19 protein-coding genes and 1 other annotated feature (1 of these 20 running past the window's edge) are annotated in these 16,638 nt (G+C 39.5%); of the genes, 14 read left to right on the forward strand and 5 right to left on the reverse strand.

Translation table 11 applies throughout. The features are described 5' to 3' along the window. Positions 1-46, forward strand: a binding site (T-box leader) (it extends 166 nt beyond the left edge of the window). A gap of 423 nt (positions 47-469) precedes the next feature. The 11 genes from alaS (at position 470) to KH400_RS02920 (ending at position 10,411) form a co-directional block, all read left to right on the forward strand. Beyond that, positions 470-3,109 (forward strand): alanine--tRNA ligase, encoded by a 2,640-nt coding sequence (gene alaS, locus KH400_RS02870; RefSeq protein WP_217221691.1) that lies wholly within the window; start codon positions 470-472, stop codon positions 3,107-3,109. Between the two features lie 79 nt (positions 3,110-3,188). Next, complete coding sequence (locus KH400_RS02875) at positions 3,189-3,461, forward strand: IreB family regulatory phosphoprotein (protein WP_217222085.1); 273 nt, start codon at positions 3,189-3,191, stop codon at positions 3,459-3,461. Continuing rightward, a complete protein-coding gene (gene ruvX, locus KH400_RS02880) occupies positions 3,458-3,880 on the forward strand; it encodes a Holliday junction resolvase RuvX (RefSeq protein ID WP_217221692.1) in 423 nt (140 codons plus the stop codon). The genes KH400_RS02875 and ruvX overlap by 4 nt, the downstream gene beginning before the upstream one ends. A 20-nt stretch (positions 3,881-3,900) precedes the next feature. Then, positions 3,901-4,188, forward strand: coding sequence for a DUF1292 domain-containing protein (locus tag KH400_RS02885; protein ID WP_217221693.1), 288 nt, complete (start codon positions 3,901-3,903; stop codon positions 4,186-4,188). Positions 4,189-4,296: 108 nt separating this feature from the next. Continuing rightward, positions 4,297-5,430 (forward strand): endolytic transglycosylase MltG, encoded by a 1,134-nt coding sequence (mltG, locus tag KH400_RS02890; protein ID WP_217221694.1) that lies wholly within the window; start codon positions 4,297-4,299, stop codon positions 5,428-5,430. An 85-nt stretch (positions 5,431-5,515) separates the two neighbouring features. Beyond that, positions 5,516-6,160, forward strand: a complete 645-nt coding sequence (locus KH400_RS02895) for an O-methyltransferase (protein WP_217221695.1) — start codon at positions 5,516-5,518, stop codon at positions 6,158-6,160. 21 nt (positions 6,161-6,181) lie between these two features. Then, positions 6,182-7,117 carry a peptidase U32 family protein gene (locus KH400_RS02900; protein ID WP_217221696.1) on the forward strand — a complete coding sequence of 312 codons (936 nt, stop codon included), beginning with the start codon at positions 6,182-6,184 and terminating at the stop codon, positions 7,115-7,117. Between the two features lie 13 nt (positions 7,118-7,130). Beyond that, entirely contained in the window at positions 7,131-8,414 is a 1,284-nt protein-coding gene (locus tag KH400_RS02905; RefSeq protein ID WP_217222094.1) for a peptidase U32 family protein, read from the forward strand. Next, positions 8,407-9,039 (forward strand): uridine kinase, encoded by a 633-nt coding sequence (gene udk / locus KH400_RS02910; protein WP_217221697.1) that lies wholly within the window; start codon positions 8,407-8,409, stop codon positions 9,037-9,039. Before KH400_RS02905 ends, udk begins: the two co-directional genes overlap by 8 nt. Positions 9,040-9,160: 121 nt before the next feature. Then, a complete protein-coding gene (greA, locus tag KH400_RS02915) occupies positions 9,161-9,637 on the forward strand; it encodes a transcription elongation factor GreA (RefSeq protein WP_217221698.1) in 477 nt (158 codons plus the stop codon). A gap of 153 nt (positions 9,638-9,790) precedes the next feature. Continuing rightward, a complete protein-coding gene (locus KH400_RS02920; RefSeq protein ID WP_217221699.1) occupies positions 9,791-10,411 on the forward strand; it encodes a YrrS family protein in 621 nt (206 codons plus the stop codon). Positions 10,412-10,479: 68 nt separating this feature from the next. Here KH400_RS02920 and KH400_RS02925 read toward each other — a convergent pair whose 3' ends face one another. Then, positions 10,480-10,695 carry a YrzA family protein gene (locus KH400_RS02925; RefSeq protein ID WP_217221700.1) on the reverse strand — a complete coding sequence of 72 codons (216 nt, stop codon included), beginning with the start codon at positions 10,693-10,695 and terminating at the stop codon, positions 10,480-10,482. 142 nt (positions 10,696-10,837) lie between these two features. Here KH400_RS02925 and mtnN point away from each other — a divergent pair, with 142 nt between their 5' ends. Together mtnN and KH400_RS02935 are read left to right on the forward strand one after the other, a co-directional pair. Then, on the forward strand, positions 10,838-11,539 hold the full coding sequence (gene mtnN, locus KH400_RS02930; RefSeq protein ID WP_217221701.1) for a 5'-methylthioadenosine/S-adenosylhomocysteine nucleosidase: 702 nt from the start codon (positions 10,838-10,840) through the stop codon (positions 11,537-11,539). 307 nt (positions 11,540-11,846) lie between these two features. Next, positions 11,847-12,089, forward strand: coding sequence for a YrhC family protein (locus KH400_RS02935; protein ID WP_217221702.1), 243 nt, complete (start codon positions 11,847-11,849; stop codon positions 12,087-12,089). 230 nt (positions 12,090-12,319) lie between these two features. Here the strand turns inward: KH400_RS02935 and KH400_RS02940 are convergent, their stop codons facing one another. The 4 genes from KH400_RS02940 to KH400_RS02955 form a co-directional block, all read right to left on the reverse strand. After that, the gene (locus KH400_RS02940) at positions 12,320-12,889 is read right to left on the reverse strand and encodes a YIP1 family protein (RefSeq protein ID WP_217221703.1); all 570 of its coding nucleotides are present in this window, start codon (positions 12,887-12,889) and stop codon (positions 12,320-12,322) included. A 62-nt stretch (positions 12,890-12,951) separates the two neighbouring features. Further along, the gene (locus KH400_RS02945) at positions 12,952-14,598 is read right to left on the reverse strand and encodes a solute symporter family protein (protein WP_217221704.1); all 1,647 of its coding nucleotides are present in this window, start codon (positions 14,596-14,598) and stop codon (positions 12,952-12,954) included. A 1-nt stretch (position 14,599) separates the two neighbouring features. Then, complete coding sequence (locus KH400_RS02950) at positions 14,600-14,872, reverse strand: hypothetical protein (protein ID WP_217221705.1); 273 nt, start codon at positions 14,870-14,872, stop codon at positions 14,600-14,602. A 418-nt stretch (positions 14,873-15,290) separates the two neighbouring features. After that, positions 15,291-15,914, reverse strand: coding sequence for an NUDIX hydrolase (locus KH400_RS02955; RefSeq protein ID WP_217221706.1), 624 nt, complete (start codon positions 15,912-15,914; stop codon positions 15,291-15,293). A gap of 348 nt (positions 15,915-16,262) precedes the next feature. Here KH400_RS02955 and KH400_RS02960 point away from each other — a divergent pair, with 348 nt between their 5' ends. Continuing rightward, positions 16,263-16,595: a hypothetical protein gene (locus KH400_RS02960; protein WP_217221707.1), complete on the forward strand. Its 333-nt coding sequence runs from the start codon at positions 16,263-16,265 to the stop codon at positions 16,593-16,595. Positions 16,596-16,638: the final 43 nt, after the last annotated feature.

Genomic DNA, 16,638 nt, shown 5'->3' on the forward strand with positions numbered 1-16,638 from the left:
TATTCATAACCAGGGTGGTACCGCGTGAATAACTCTCGTCCCTGACTTAGGGATTGAGAGTTTTTTTTGGTAAAGGGGCGGAGTGCGCTAACATGTGAGGAACATCAAGGAAGTAGGCTTACTCGCACCGCCTTAGATTGAAAGTTGAAGGTGAGTTCCCTGGAGAAGGAGAAGTCTTTCGGGGTAGTGGCAAAGGGGCGGAGTGCGCTAGCATGTGAGAAACATCAAGGAAGTAAGCTTACTCGCACCGCCTTAGATTGAAGTAGAAGGTTAGGTCCCTGAAGAGGAAGAAGTTAAGTCGGAGTAGTGGCAAAGGGGCCTCCCGAGAGTACGCTAACATAGGTGAAAGGCGCATGGGCCTTCGATTCAAAGAGATACTTAGCTTAAAAGTGAGGATTCGGGATTCAATAAACTAGATTCCATCAGATGTTCGCTGATCAATGTCTAAAAAATTTAGGGAGGAAGTTTTATGAAAAATTTATCGTCAGCACAAGTGAGACAAATGTTTTTGGACTTTTTTCAAGAAAAAGGGCATGATATTGAACCGAGTGCATCGTTAGTTCCGCATGAAGATCCAACATTGTTATGGATTAATAGTGGTGTTGCGACACTAAAGAAATATTTCGATGGTCGTGTCATCCCGGAAAATCCACGGATTACGAACGCACAAAAATCAATTCGTACGAATGATATTGAAAACGTTGGTAAAACGGCCCGTCACCATACATTTTTCGAAATGCTCGGGAATTTTTCAATTGGTGACTATTTTAAAAAGGAAGCGATTCACTGGGCTTGGGAATTTTTGACCAGTGAAAAGTGGATTGGTTTTGAACCCGAGAAACTATCTGTAACCATTCACCCAGAAGACGACGAAGCATTTGAAATCTGGAATAAGGAAATCGGGGTAGATGAAAGCCGGATTATACGTTTGGAAGAGAACTTCTGGGATATTGGAGAAGGGCCAAGTGGACCAAATACGGAAATATTCTATGACCGTGGACCAGCTTATGGGGACGACCCAAATGACCCTGAGCTTTATCCTGGAGGAGAAAACGAACGTTACTTAGAAATCTGGAACCTTGTCTTCTCTCAATATAACCATAATCCAGACGGTTCATATACACCATTACCAAAGAAAAATATTGATACAGGTATGGGATTAGAGCGAATGGTATCGGTGATTCAAGATGTACCGACCAACTTCGATACGGACTTATTTATGCCAATTATTAAGGCAACTGAAGAGATTTCTAATAGTAAGTATGGTGAATCGAATGACAAAGATGTTTCCTACAAAGTGATTGCAGACCATGTTCGTACAGTGAGTTTTGCGATTTCTGATGGGGCTCTACCATCTAATGAAGGCCGTGGGTACGTCTTACGTCGCTTGTTGCGTCGTGCTGTACGCTATGCAAAGCTTATTCAAATTGAGCGCCCATTTATGTATGAACTCGTTCCAGTCGTAGCTGATATCATGGTTGATTTCTATCCAGAGGTAAAAGAAAAGGTAGCCTTTATTCAAAAAGTGATGAAAAATGAGGAAGAGCGATTCCATGAAACACTCAATGATGGTTTAGCTATTTTAGCAAAGATCATTGAGCAAACAGAACAAGCAAATGAAACGGTCATCCGTGGTGAGGATGTATTCAGATTATATGATACATATGGATTCCCAGTTGATTTAACAGAAGAATACGTTGAAGAAAAAGGAATGACTATTGACCGCGATGGATTTGAAACAGAAATGGAGCGCCAAAGAGAGCGTGCACGAGCAGCGCGCCAAGAAACGGACTCCATGCAAATTCAAGATCAAGTGCTAGCTGATATTACGGCAGAGAGTACATTTGTTGGATATGAGCAATTAACAGCTGATGCAAAAGTTGAAGTGATTGTTAAAGATAAGCAGGTTGTTGATGTCGCTACAGCGGGTGATGAGATTCAAGTGATCTTAAATGAGACACCTTTTTACGCTGAAAGTGGTGGACAAGTTGCTGACAAAGGGACATTAAAAGGTCAACAGGTAACTGCTGAGGTTGAAGATGTTCAAAAGGCACCTAATGGGCAGAACCTCCATACGGTAAAAATCACAGACGGAAGCTTGCGTACAGGAGATATAGTTCAGGCAACGGTTGAAGAGACAAGCCGTATTGGTATTGTGAAAAACCATACAGCAACACATTTACTGCATCAAGCGTTAAAGGAGACGTTAGGTGAGCATGTTAACCAAGCGGGTTCTCTTGTATCAGAAGATCGCTTGCGATTTGACTTTTCTCATTTTGGTCAAGTGACTGAGGAAGAGCTCGTAACCATTGAGCAAATCGTTAATGAAAAAGTATGGCAGGCAATCTCTGTGAACATTGAGAATAAAGCAATCGATGAAGCGAAAGCGATGGGAGCTATGGCGTTGTTCGGTGAAAAGTATGGTGATGTTGTTCGCGTTGTCCAAGTGAGTGATTATAGCATCGAGCTTTGCGGTGGTTGTCATGTGAATAATACAGCTGAAATTGGTTTATTTAAGATTGTTTCTGAATCAGGTATCGGTGCTGGTGTTCGTCGAATTGAGGCGGTCACTGGGCAAGGAGCTTACCTCTATATGAACAGCCAAATTGACTTGTTAAAAGAAACAGCTGCAGCAGTTAAAGCGAAAAATGTCAAAGAAGTTCCAGCTCGTGTCGAGGGCTTGCAACAACAAATTCGTGATTTGCAAAAAGAAAATGAATCGTTATCAGCTAAATTGGGGAATATGGAAGCAGGAAACCTCATTCATGATGCCGTTGAAATAAATGGCGTGAAGGTTCTCGCAAAAAGTGTAAATGCTGCAGATATGGATGGATTACGTTCAATCGTTGATACGTTAAAGAATGACATTGGTTCAGGTATTGTTGTTTTAGGTGCCGCTAATAATGGTAAGGTTAGTATTGTGGCAGGAGTTACGAAAGATCTTGTTTCAGATGGATACCATGCAGGGAAATTAGTGAAAGAAGTCGCTAGTCGCTGTGGTGGTGGCGGTGGAGGCCGTCCAGACATGGCACAAGCTGGTGGTAAAAATCCAGAGCAACTAGAAGAAGCTTTAAGCTACGTACACGAATTCGTTAAATCAATTTCCTAAATGATGCGAAGTAGTGTACAATAGAAGTAACGATAAAGTACGATGATTTTAAGGGCAGTTTGAGAAAGAGGTGTGGGTGATGAGCTCTATGGACAATACGATGAAATTCGATTTTCATGATGATTCAATCAAGGCGGATGTCCAGGAAGTTTTGTTAACGGTATATGAAGCTCTTGAGGAAAAGGGGTACAACCCAATCAATCAGATTGTAGGTTACTTATTATCAGGTGACCCAGCCTACATTCCAAGGCACAATGATGCCAGAACATTAATAAGGAAATTAGAACGTGATGAATTCATTGAAGAACTAGTAAAGTCCTATTTATCACAGCACCAAAGGGAGAAGGAATGAGAGTATTAGGCTTAGATGTGGGTTCCAAAACCATAGGCGTTGCTGTAAGTGATGAAATGGGTTGGACAGCACAAGGAATAGAAACGATTAAGCGAGATCTTGAACAGCCTGACAAGGACTGGGACCGTATAAGATCCATCATTGATGAGTATGCTATTAAAAAGGTAGTTGTCGGCCTCCCGAAAAATATGAATGGAACAATCGGACCGAGTGGAGAAGCTTGCCAAGCGTTTGCTGAACAGTTGAAAGAAAAGTTTGAACTTCCCGTTGAATTATGGGACGAGCGCTTAACCACAATGGCAGCTGAACGGATGTTAATTTCAGCTGATGTTAGCCGGAAGAAACGCAAAAAAGTGATTGATAAAATGGCAGCAGTCATGATCTTACAAGGGTATTTAGACCGAACAGCGCTACATTAAACAAAAGAGGTGTATCCAACATGGCAGAAGAAAGAGAACGTATTGTAATCCCGGATGAAAATGGGGACGAGCATTTATTTGATGTATTATTCACATTCGATGTCGATGAAACAGAGAAATCATATATGGTACTAGTTGATGCTGGTGCTGAGGAAAACGAAGAGGAAGAAGTTGAAGTACACGCCTTCCGCTACGAAGATAAAAAAGAAGGCGACGATGATTTAGCGTTATTCCCGATTGAAACGGATGAAGAGTGGAGTATGGTAGAAGAGATGTTAAATACGTATTCTGAAGGAGAAATGAAGTAATTCGTTTCTGGAAAAGCAAACCTTACGAGGTTTGCTTTTTTTTTCGACATTTCCTGCTGAAATTTTTGCTACATGTAGTATAATGATACAGGAAAAGGGGGGAGAGCATTGAAAAATGAGAACCAAGATACCCAAGATGATGGGTTGACAGAGCAAGTAAAACAAGCGAGAATTGTTAGAAAGATCGTCTTCATTACAGTGATTGTTCTTGTAATCGCGGTGGCTGTTATCGGCTTAAGCGGTTATTTATATGTAAAAAGTGCATTAGGTCCTGTTGATGAAACAAATACTGAATTGGTTGATGTCCATATTCCGATAGGATCATCAAGCACACAAATAGGAAATATTTTGGAAGAAGAAAGCTTAATTAAAAATAGCACCTTCTTCCGTTATTATGTTAGATATAACAATGAAACGGGATTTCAAGCTGGAGATTATCAATTGAACCAAGCGATGACTCTAGGGGAGATTATTGAAGAGTTAAAAGAAGGGACTCTTCATCAAGAACCGGAGCTTACATTTACGATTCCTGAAGGTCTCTGGTTAGAAGATATTGTAACAACGATTGCTGAGCATACAACGTATGACCAAGCTGAGATTGAAGAAGTTTTCGCTGATCGTGATATGATCGAAGAGTTGATTGCTAATTATGACCTACTAACCGATGATATTTTAGCTGAAGGCATCAAACAACCATTAGAGGGTTATTTGTTTCCTGCTCGATATGACTTTCTAGACGAGGATATGCCAGTCGAGCAAATCATTACTAGTATGATTGAGCGTACATCTGACGTCATTACGAAGTATGAACAAGACGTAAATGATAGTGTTTTGTCGATTCATGAATTGTTGACACTTGCCTCTATCATTGAGAGAGAAGCACAAACATCAGAAGATCGTTATCTTATTTCCGGGGTGCTATACAATCGTTTAGATCAAGGGATGCCATTACAGGTCGATCCTACTGTTGCTTATGCGATTGGTGAACACCGTTACATGACGTCGTATGCTGATTTAGAAGTTGATTCACCATATAATACGTACAAATATCCAGGAATTCCAATTGGTCCGATTGCCAATCCTGGTGAAGATGCGATCCGAGCTGCTTTGCAGCCCGAGTCTACAGATTACCTCTATTTTTATGCAAGAAGAAATGGTGAAGTAATCTACAATACAACGTATCGTGAACATCACGAAGTTCATCAAGAGTATCGACATGAATGGGTTGAAGCTGGAGAATAGTGGGAGTGCGAGAAATTCGCATTCCCTTTGTTTTTATGATAAAATAAGTCGTTAAATTAGGATACTATAGAGGAGCTAATTTCTGATGATATCAAAAGAAATTAATGATTATCTCGAATCGCTTATTAAGCCACGAAATGAGCTTATTAGCGAGATAGAGCAGTATGCGTCTATTCACGATGTACCAATTATGGAGCTTGTTGGAATCGAAACGATGCTCCAATTGTTAAATGTACAGAAGCCAAAGAAAATAGTAGAAATAGGTACTGCGATTGGATATTCTGCAATTCGAATGGCACAGCAATTGCCTGATAGTCAAATTGTAACAATTGAACGTGACCCTGAGCGCTATGAAAAAGCGCTGGAATTTATAGAGAGAGCAGGCGTAAGCGATCAAATTAAGGTTATTTTTGGAGATGCATTAGAGGTGGTTCAGGAGATTGAAAAATTAGGCCCCTTTGATGTATTATTTATTGATGCGGCTAAAGGTCAGTATCAACGTTTTTTTGAGCATTATGGTGCGCTAGTCAATGAGCAAGGAATGATTCTTTCTGATAATGTCCTCTTTAAAGGACTAGTAGCAAATCAAAACGCTGAACCTAAGCGGCTAAAGACCCTAGTTAAGAAACTTCAACAATATAATGAGTGGATTACCGCTCATCCTGAATATGAAACAACGATCCTCCCCATTGGAGATGGTATCGCAGTTAGTGTTAAACGAAAGAAATAATTAAAAGTAGGTGAGAGTAAAATGGCCGACAATAAGCCAGAATTATTAGTAACACCAACAGAGGTTAACGATATTGAACGATTAGTAGCTGCGGGAGCAACCGCTATTATGATTGGAGAAGAGCGGTTCGGTTTACGCTTAGCTGGTGAGTTTACGCGTGAGCATGTGAAAGAAGCTGTATCAATTGCTCATCGTTTAGGAGCAAAAGTATATGTCGCAATGAATGCGATCTTTCATAATGAACGTGTTGATGAGTTAGCTGATTATTTGCGATTTATAAATGACTGTTCTGTCGATGCGGTTGTTTTTGGTGATCCAGCTGTTTTAATGACGGCTCGTGAAGTAGCACCTGATATGAAATTGCATTGGAATACAGAAACGACGGCAACGAACTATTATACGGCTAATTATTGGGGACGTAAGGGAGCAAAACGTGCCGTTCTTGCCCGTGAAATCAATATGGATGCGATTGTCGAAATCAAAGAAAACGCTGATGTTGAAATTGAAGTTCAAGTTCATGGCATGACAGCGATGTTTCATTCAAAACGAAAGCTAATCGGTAACTACATGGAATTTCAAGGGAAAAGTTTAAGCGTCGAAAACCGTGGCAAAGACCGCAATATGTTCCTTTATGATCCTGAGCGTGATGCAAAATATCCGATCTTTGAAGATTCAAGCGGAACCCATATTATGAGTCCAAAGGATATTTGTATCATTGATGAGTTAGAGGAAATGTTAGATGCGGGGATAGATAGCTTTAAAATTGATGGAATCTTAAAGTCAGTTGACTATCTTGAAGAAGTCGTGAACATGTACCGAGAAGCGATTGATTTATATTTTGAAGATGAAGAGAAGTATGACAGTAAAAAAGAAGAGTATTTAAAACGAATCAATGAGATTCAACCTCACAATCGAGAGATCGATACAGGATTCTTCTTTAAAGAAACGGTATATTAAGGAGGGGTGTATGATGCAAGCCATTGCTGAAGTAACAAAAGAAGGTAAACGTATCATCACAAAAAAACCAGAACTATTAGCACCAGCAGGTAATTTAGAGAAATTAAAAATCGCAGTTCGTTACGGAGCAGACGCTGTTTATATTGGTGGACAAGAATTCGGTTTACGCTCAAATGCTGATAATTTTTCTAGTGAAGAGATGCGTGAAGGTGTTGAGTTTGCAAATCAATATGGAGCAAAAATTTACGTAACAACTAACATCTATGCTCATAATGAAAATATGGATGGATTAGAAGAGTATTTAAAAGACTTACAAGATGTAGGCATCACAGGAATTATCGTGGCTGATCCTTTAATTATTGAAACATGCCGTCGTGTCGCTCCTAAAGTTGAAGTTCACTTGAGTACACAACAATCATTAACGAACTGGTTATCGGTGAAGTATTGGAAAGAAGAAGGATTAGAACGTGTCGTTCTAGCCCGAGAAGTAGGCCTAGAAGAGATGCTTGAAATGAAGAGAAATGTCGATATTGAGATTGAAACGTTTGTTCACGGAGCGATGTGTATTTCATACTCTGGTCGCTGTGTCTTAAGTAACCATATGACGGCTCGTGATTCAAACCGTGGTGGCTGTTGTCAATCTTGTCGTTGGGATTATGACCTTTTTGAAGAGGAACATACAGACGGTAGTGTCAAAGAAAATCCATTATTTAAAGAAGAAGATGCGCAATACACGATGAGTCCAAAAGATTTAAACTTAATTCAATCAATTCCAAAGCTTATTGAAGCAGGAATTGATAGTCTCAAGGTCGAAGGAAGAATGAAGTCGATCCACTATGTGGCTACAGTCACTTCTGTGTACCGAAAAGTAATTGATGCATATTGTGCAGACCCTGAAAACTTTAAAATTAAGAAGGAATGGCTAGAAGAGTTAGACAAATGTGCGAACCGCGATACGGCTCCTGCATTTTTTGAAAATACTCCCACTTATAAAGAGCAGATGTTTGGGAATCATGGTAAGAAAACAACGTATGACTTTGCAGGGCTTGTCCTAGATTATGATGAAGAGACAAGCATAGTCACGCTACAACAGCGTAACTATTTCAAACCTGGAGATGAAGTGGAATTCTTCGGTCCTGATATCGAAAACTATAGACAAGTGATCGGTACGATCTGGGATGAGGATGGGAATGAAATTGATGCAGCAAGACATCCACTTCAAGTGATACGATTCCATGTGGATCGTCCTGTGCATCCATACGATATGATGCGTAAAGGGGTTCAAGCAAATGCATAAACCGATTATCATCGGTGTCGCTGGTGGAACTGGATCAGGGAAAACAACAGTGGCAAAAGAGATCTTTCAAAACTTTAATGATCAATCCATTGTATTAATTGAACAAGATGCCTATTATAAGGATCAAAGTCATTTAACGATGGATGAGCGTGTAAAGACGAACTATGATCACCCATTGGCTTTTGACAATGATTTATTAATTGAACAGTTAGAGCAGTTGCTAGCAGGACAGACGATTGAAAAGCCCGTCTATGATTATGAGCAGCACACTCGTTCAGAGCAGGTCACAGTCATTGAACCAAAAGATGTCATTATTTTAGAGGGCATTTTAATTCTAGAGGATGAGCGTCTGCGAGAGTTAATGGATATCAAGTTATTTGTCGATACTGATGCAGATATCCGTATTATTCGAAGACTTGCTCGGGATATTTCGGAGCGAGGGCGAACACTAGAATCGGTGATTGACCAGTATACTTCAGTTGTACGACCGATGCATTTACGTTTTATTGAGCCAACAAAACGCTATGCTGATGTTATTATCCCAGAAGGTGGACAGAACCGTGTCGCAATTGATCTAATGGTGACGAAAATAAGAACCATTATTGAACAAAAGGCATTTTTATAATAGCATAAGAAAAGCGAGGTACACTGCCTTGCTTTTCTTCTTACATACATACATTCATTTGGTTAAATTTTACCATAAATGTAATGATATTCTGTAAACGACAAAGAGGAGTGAAGTTTCAATGGCGGAAGAAAAAAAGCACTATATGACGCTTGAAGGGAAACAAAAGTTAGAGGAAGAATTAGAGTATTTAAAAACGGAAAAACGTAAAGAAGTTGTTGAACGAATAAAAGTTGCACGAAGCTTTGGGGACTTATCAGAGAACTCAGAGTATGATTCGGCTAAAGAAGAGCAAGCCTTTGTGGAAGGGCGTATCTCTCAAATTGAGAAAATGATTCGTAATGCTGAAATCATTGAAGAGGATGATAGTAATTCGACGATTGTTTCGTTAGGTAAATCAGTAAAGTTTATTGAATTACCTGATGGAGAGGAAGAAGAGTATACGATTGTCGGAAGTGCTGAATCAGATCCACTTGAAGGAAAGATTTCGAATGATTCACCGATGGCACAAAGTATGCTAGGTAAGCATGTTGGTGACGTTGTTGTAGTCAACACTCCTGGTGGAGAAATGGAAATAAAAATTTTAGAAGTGAAATAAATCGTCAGAATGGGCTGCTCAGTGTTGAGTAGCCTCCTTTACTTTTACCTGTTATTACTGAATCGTACAAAAGACCATCTCGAAAAAACAGCGGGTATCGGCTATAATGATGATGTAAGAATATAAGAATCGAAGGCAAAAGCAGGTGAGGATATGCAAGGTACAAACAGATATCAGCTTCAAAAGAAAAAAAGAATCAATAGGCTGTTAAATATTGCAATCGGGATCGTTGCACTATTAATTTTATTTTTTGGTGCTCAGCTTTTTCTAAGCAATCCAACTTCAGAAGAGACGATCAATGATATCACGGAAAATGAAGAAGAGGAGAACGAAGAAGCAGGGCAAGGTCGTGATGAAGAACAACATGATCAGCAGGAAGCACGTGAACCAGATCCAAGTGAGTCTGTCCCGAATGAAGAAGAAGAGCAAGAAGAACCCCTTGAAGAAGATGAATTACCCGAGGTCAATGACGGTGAATGGGAACCAATTGGTACCTCTCAACAGGAGTCAGCGGAAGAACCTTTTGTGGCAGACTATGATGAGAATGGACAAAATTGGGCAGAGATGGAAAGGGCATTGCAATATGCGACGGGCTTAGGAGAAGATATGGTTATTTGGCGACTCGGAAACGGAGGGAGTCCACAAACTGCTGTAGGAACGGTCAGTACGTATGAAAATAGACAAACCCCTTACCAAGTGAGGCTTGAATGGGTAATGAATGAAGGGTGGAAACCAACATCTGTAGAAGTGTTAGATAGTAACCCGTATCAATAGAACAAATACTTAGATAGAGGCTGCTAAAAAGGTGTTTAAGTTTTACTTTTTAGTAGCCTCTTTTAGGTTTAGTCACGTTTTTTTGCACCGAAATGAACAATCGCCGTATATGTAGGTCTACCTGACTGTGGATCACTGTGGACGTGATGGGAAATTTGTTTGACTTCGAGTAACAATGCTTTGTTGTTATCAATTTGTTCATTGATTTTTTTCTCTAATGTTTTCATATCTGAGGCTTCAAAACATTCGATTTTATCATCAATTGTTTCTAAGTGAATCTGCATACTTTCAACCACCCTTTTATTTGTTTGTTCAATACTATACCAAATGAAAACGGAAAAAGGAAATAGGATGAAATAAAAAACAGGAAGATGTATACTATAGAGCATACAAACTATAAACAAAAGTAATGAAAGGGATTGACGTATGAGAATAGGTATCATTGGAGCAATGGATGAGGAAGTAGAATTATTAAAGGAAAAGCTTGTAGATCGAAAAGACCAGGTCATTGCCGGATGTGAGTTTCATCATGGTAAAATTAATGATATGGAAGTGGTCTTATTAAAATCAGGCATTGGTAAGGTTAATGCTGCAATTGCAACGACTCTGTTAATTCAATTGTATTCGCCAACGTATGTGATCAATACTGGTTCTGCTGGCGGATTTAATGAAGGTCTTAAGGTAGGTGATATCGTCATCTCGACAGAAGTGCGCTATAACGATGTCGATGCAACGGTATTTGGTTATGAGTTTGGACAAGTTCCAAGGATGCCGGCTGCTTACCCACCTGCTCAAGAATTAGTAGACATTGCTGAACGCAGTGCTGCTAGTGTAGGGGTCGACTCTGCAAAAGGTTTAATCGTTTCAGGAGATTCTTTTATGAGTGATCACGAGCGTGTCGAAGAGGTTAAAAAGCTTTTTTCTAACCCTTATTGTGCCGAAATGGAGGCTGGAGCGATTGCTCAGGTTTGCTACCAATTTGAATGTCCATTTGTTGTGATTCGCTCTCTTTCTGATATTGCTGGGGTTGAAGCTAAACTTTCTTATGATCAATTTTTAGAAACGGCGTCTGTAAACTCGGCGAAGTTAGTACTATTAATGGTTGAAGAGCTAAAACACGCTGCATAATTCGTTAAAAAGTCTGATCTGATGAGATTAGGCTTTTTTAGTTGGAATTGGAACTCAGTGTTTTAGCATGGGGTCAATGTGTTAAGAAGGCGCACTCACGTCATTGTGATTAGAGTATGATGCATTTTAATGAAGTAGAAGAGGTTGATTGTCGAGGGAGGGAAAAGGCGCTTGAGGCGGCGTCTGCCTGGATATAAGTTAGGCGATAGACTTGTAGGAGTTTTAAGAAGTGATTTGGATACAATTACTTGTTCGTATTTAATCATTCAAATGGTAAAATGAAAGGAGTTGATAGGAGGGGAAAGTTATGCAAGAAAAAGAGATGAGAGAACTAGAAGGTAAGATAAATGATTATAAGCGATTTAGTTCTATCCTAGTATCTGTTAGTATCTTCCTCTTTCTCGGGTTAGTTATACCAGTAGAAGGAAAAGAGACATTCCACTCAGCTTTATTAATTACCGGTAATTTAATGATGTTAGCATTTTCGGTAATTTTCCACAAAAAGGCAGTTAATGCTCAAGAAGAAATGAATCAACATATAGAAACATAATAAAGAGTCTTGGACAAAAGGTTGTCTTTTTACCTTTTATCCAAGACTCTAAGCAATAAGCGTAACCGCCACCATCTTTAAAAAGCCCGTTGGGAGTGGGTTTCTTACAACGGGCTTTTGGCGAGTGAAGCGGTTGCCAATAATATTAACTAGTTTTGTCCCGTCAACTTTTTATACTTAAGAATCATGTCGATATTTCCAAGGAAATATCGACATGATGGTAAGAGCTTTTAACTTGGTGGTGTAACGATATAGTAGATGCAAATGAAGAAAATAAAGATCGCAATCACAGCAACATTTGCCCTCCAACGCATAAACCCTTGGGTAGTCTCTAATGTTTTTACACAAATGCGGTAGATCCATATAATCCCTAGGAGTGTTGCTAATCCTTGGATGATCGATATTGAATCATTTGCTCCAAGGGAAATAAATGCAGGTATCGCTAACATCGATGGGATTAAGGCAAAGCTAGATGCTCGTGTAAGGTTCCTGACAAAACCTGGACCACCTAGTCCTCGTGCACCGGCCCATAGCAATAAAGCTAACCCTAATCGTGTCAGAACCATTGTGACGATTCCAAAGAAAATGAAGATCCCAGGAACGACTAATGTTCGTAAAAAGTCAGTTTCAAAGCTAGCAATGTAGGTTGCATTTTGGCGAATGGAAAAGATCCCATATACAACCCCCAAAGCGATTACAACGATTCTTGCCCACATGTTCCATTGCTTCGATTCACTTAAGGTTTGAATGGCTTGTTTGTCAAGTAGTAGTGTTCTATATAGTAGTGTTAGTCCGGTCATGAAAATCCCCTCTTACTAAAGTTTCTGCATTGTTGGAACAGTGGTTGTTACATGTATACGTGTTACATATTCCAAGGCATAAGTGCCCAAATAAAGACGACAACACTGACTGCAGTGACTAAGAAAGCACCGAATTTACTGTTATATCTTTTTGGATTAACATCACTCCAACCGTGTACCCGTTCAATTAACTTGTGATCAGCTTCCGTCGTTAAGTTACTTTTCAGTGCGGAGATACGGTTAGTTACATAGGATACGACGACTAGTAATATAAAGCTAACAGGAACAGCTAGCATTGCACCTGATAGTCCCATTCCGTCCGTTGTCGCATGGCCACTCACAACGATGGAAGGGAAGACAAATGGTGAGACAATGATATAAAGTAAACCACCAATAACTGAAGCAGCGATTGCACCATATTTGTTGGCTTCTTTCCACCAAACGCCCATTAAGATGAGTGGTGCATTTGTAACCCCAGCAAGACCAAATGCCCAGAGAATACTAACGACGAGGAAATCAGGTGGGTTAATCCCTAGTAAAATACTAGCAATACCACCAGCCGCAATGGATATATAGCCTAGACGGACTTTGGATTTATTGCTTAAGTTCGGCTTAAGCGTTGAAACAATATCCTGTGAAATTAATGCGCCAATAGCAAGTAAGTTACCACCGAGAGTCGATAGACCAGCTGAAATAGCCCCTGCGATAACCAGTGCAGTTACCCATTCTGGGTTATAGACTAAGTTTAAAATAATCGTCAGCTTATCCATATCGCCTGGTGCAATCGTAATGTTCTCTGCCTGTGTAAAGTAAACGCCAGCAAATCCCATTGCATACGTAGCGGAAAACACTAAACCAAGTGCAAAGGCAAACCAAATCATGGCTTGACGGGCACTTTTTAAACTCGATGCCGTGTAAATACGCATAGCAAGGTGTGGCAAACCTAGAGAACCTAAGGTTAGAGCTGGAATAATCGCAAAATACCATTTGCTTGAATATTGATAATCAAAGAAGTTAGGCATCGCTTCTAGCATTTGAGGAACCATGTCTGCATAAAATAACGGTGGGAAATACCAACCAGATCCTCCCATTGCTTTCATAATCGCCCCAAGTGGGATGATAAACATAAGTGCAATAATAACCATTTGAATGGCGGCATTATTTGTAGCCCCAGACATTCCACCGACAGTGACATAACCAACAACTAAAAGCCCACCAACAATGAGACCTGTTAAGTATGGTATACCTAACAACGTTTCAAAAGTAACTGCAATCCCAATCATCTGTCCTAGGGAGTACATAATTGATACGAGGATCATAAATACAGCTGCAATAATGGATGCTGATTTCCCATAGCGTTCACGAACGAAATGAGTTGGTGAAAATGCACCCATACGACGCAGGCTTGTCCCGTAGATGATCGTAATTAAAGGGATTGCAAGAATCATTTGAATCCACATTAAAACAAACGGAACTTGTAAATCTAAAATAAGAGCAGTAACACCCAAAAATGTAGCTAAACTCATGTACGTTGATGCCATTGCGAGCCCATTGGTTACTGGACCAACACCACCACCTGCTACATATAAGTCTTCTACTGATTTACTTGCGCGATTTGAAATATAACCGACGATGTAAAACAAGATGAACGTTGCGATTACGGCGGTGATACCAATGATTGGATTCGATAACTGCCATGTTTGATCCATCTTAGCTCACCCCTCTTTCTGTACTGTTGTCTCGGTTCTGCTTGTCTTCTTCTTCAATGGCTGCATCGATATGATTTCCGATTTTACCTGCAATAATTGTTAAAAAGAGAACACCAAACCAACCGATTAAAATAGGGACGATGTACATGATCGGAAACCCGAATAGCCAACCGTCAACAGGAAATAATGAAAAGATAAATCCCATATGACCTGAAATTAAAAATAGACCTGACATAATGATCGTAAACCAAACTTCTTTTTTGTATGCGCTCATGTTTCCTCTCCTCTCCTCTTTTGAAAGTGCTTACAATTCATGAACAAAAAGATAGCTTTTCTTTTTGTTCTCACTAAAACGTACCCGCTTTTCTAGGAAAACAATAAATAAAAGCATGTAATAAACACATTATTGAAAATAGTCTGAATTATAAGCGCTTACATAGGGTAATAGTGATTGAAAAGAAATAATAACAATCCCCCTTTTGTAAAAGATTTTTCGACTTAATACTGAATTTACATCATATTTAGAATTGTTTCAAGTATAATCTTTAGAAAATTGACACTTTTTTTGAAACTTGTTAAGTTTTGTCGGACTATTTTTCGTAAAGTATAAAAAGGAGTGTACGAATGGGGAGAAGGTTGTGCGATATAGGAGGCGTGCGTGCACAAAACAGGATACTCACGCCTCTGTAGTATTATACGTTTGTTCGGATCAATTCTAAAAAGTGATGTAGAATTCGAGCGGTTAATCCCCAGATTACATAGTCATTGTACTCATAAAAATATTCGGGAATCGCCCCTACTCGCCAATTGTAGTTTTTACCATTAGGTATGAGATGGTAAGGAAAATTTTTTTCAGGCTCCACTTTAAGATTGATATCAAAACGTTGTGGTTTTGCTTCAAGAAAATAGTCCAGTGGAACATAGAAGACCTCATCAACTTCTAATGGGTTATGGCTTATCACCGCATGAGGGGCAATTTCACCGACAAATGGGTAAATTAATGAATCAAATGGCGTTACGACATAGTCAAGGGATGCTACTGTGTTGATTTGATTCGCTGGCAAACCGAGTTCCTCACAGAGCTCACGAATCGCTGTATGTTCCTCATCTTTATCACTTTCGTCAACTTTGCCTCCTGGAAAGCAAATCTCCCCTGGTTGCCTTCGTAGTTGATGAGAGCGTACCTCAAACAACAGGTTTATCTCCCCATTCCTTTCGATAAGTGGTATCATTACAGCAGACTTTAAAAAATTCTCATGACCAAGAATCTTGGCCTTTCGACCTTGAAGTTGATTTTTAATGGATTCAACACTCAATTTATTTGCTCCTTATCATTTAGTAATCTGTTCATTTATAGTGTGTTCTGATGTCATCCGTCGTTTTGCCTAGGATTGTAGAGATCCTCACGCTTTCAATAAAATTGTTAATGGATGTTAATTGAGGATCTTCATAAATGATCGTTACTCATCCTATGAATGTGAAACAACATTCCTGTATTTTAAACTAAGTATAGTAAAACTAATTCGCAACTTCAATTGCTTTAGAAATATATTAGCAAGTCGTACCGTCACGACATAAAGGAAGGGTTCATGTTGTGATAATTTCTTAAAGAATGTACATAGTAACAGTAAGAATGAAAATGATAAATGTTGAGAGGTGAACATATGGATAAGAGAGAACAGATGTTATCAATGATTGAACGCTTTGAACGTCATGTAAGCGTTCTTCCTGAGTCGCTACAAGCTAATTTAACCAAAATCAAGGACACCTTACAAACAATGACTACAGAAGAAGTAGAAGCTAAAACAGACGGAGTGTTCACAACGCCTGCAACTAATCGTCAGTTCCAAGAAAACCCTGCTGAGCTTTTACTATATTCATATAGTGAAATGGAGAATGTTGCTAGGGAAGAAGAGGAAAGCACTGAATTATACGAGGTTATTAAGCAAATGCAAACATTATTTTCAATTGAAGAGAAAGATGGGTATTTCCCATAATGATGTTGAGAAAAACTCGCTCAGTACGAATGCTGAACGAGTT

It is taken from the genome of Desertibacillus haloalkaliphilus, from assembly GCF_019039105.1.
In the GTDB taxonomy this organism is placed as follows: domain Bacteria; phylum Bacillota; class Bacilli; order Bacillales; family KJ1-10-99; genus Desertibacillus; species Desertibacillus haloalkaliphilus.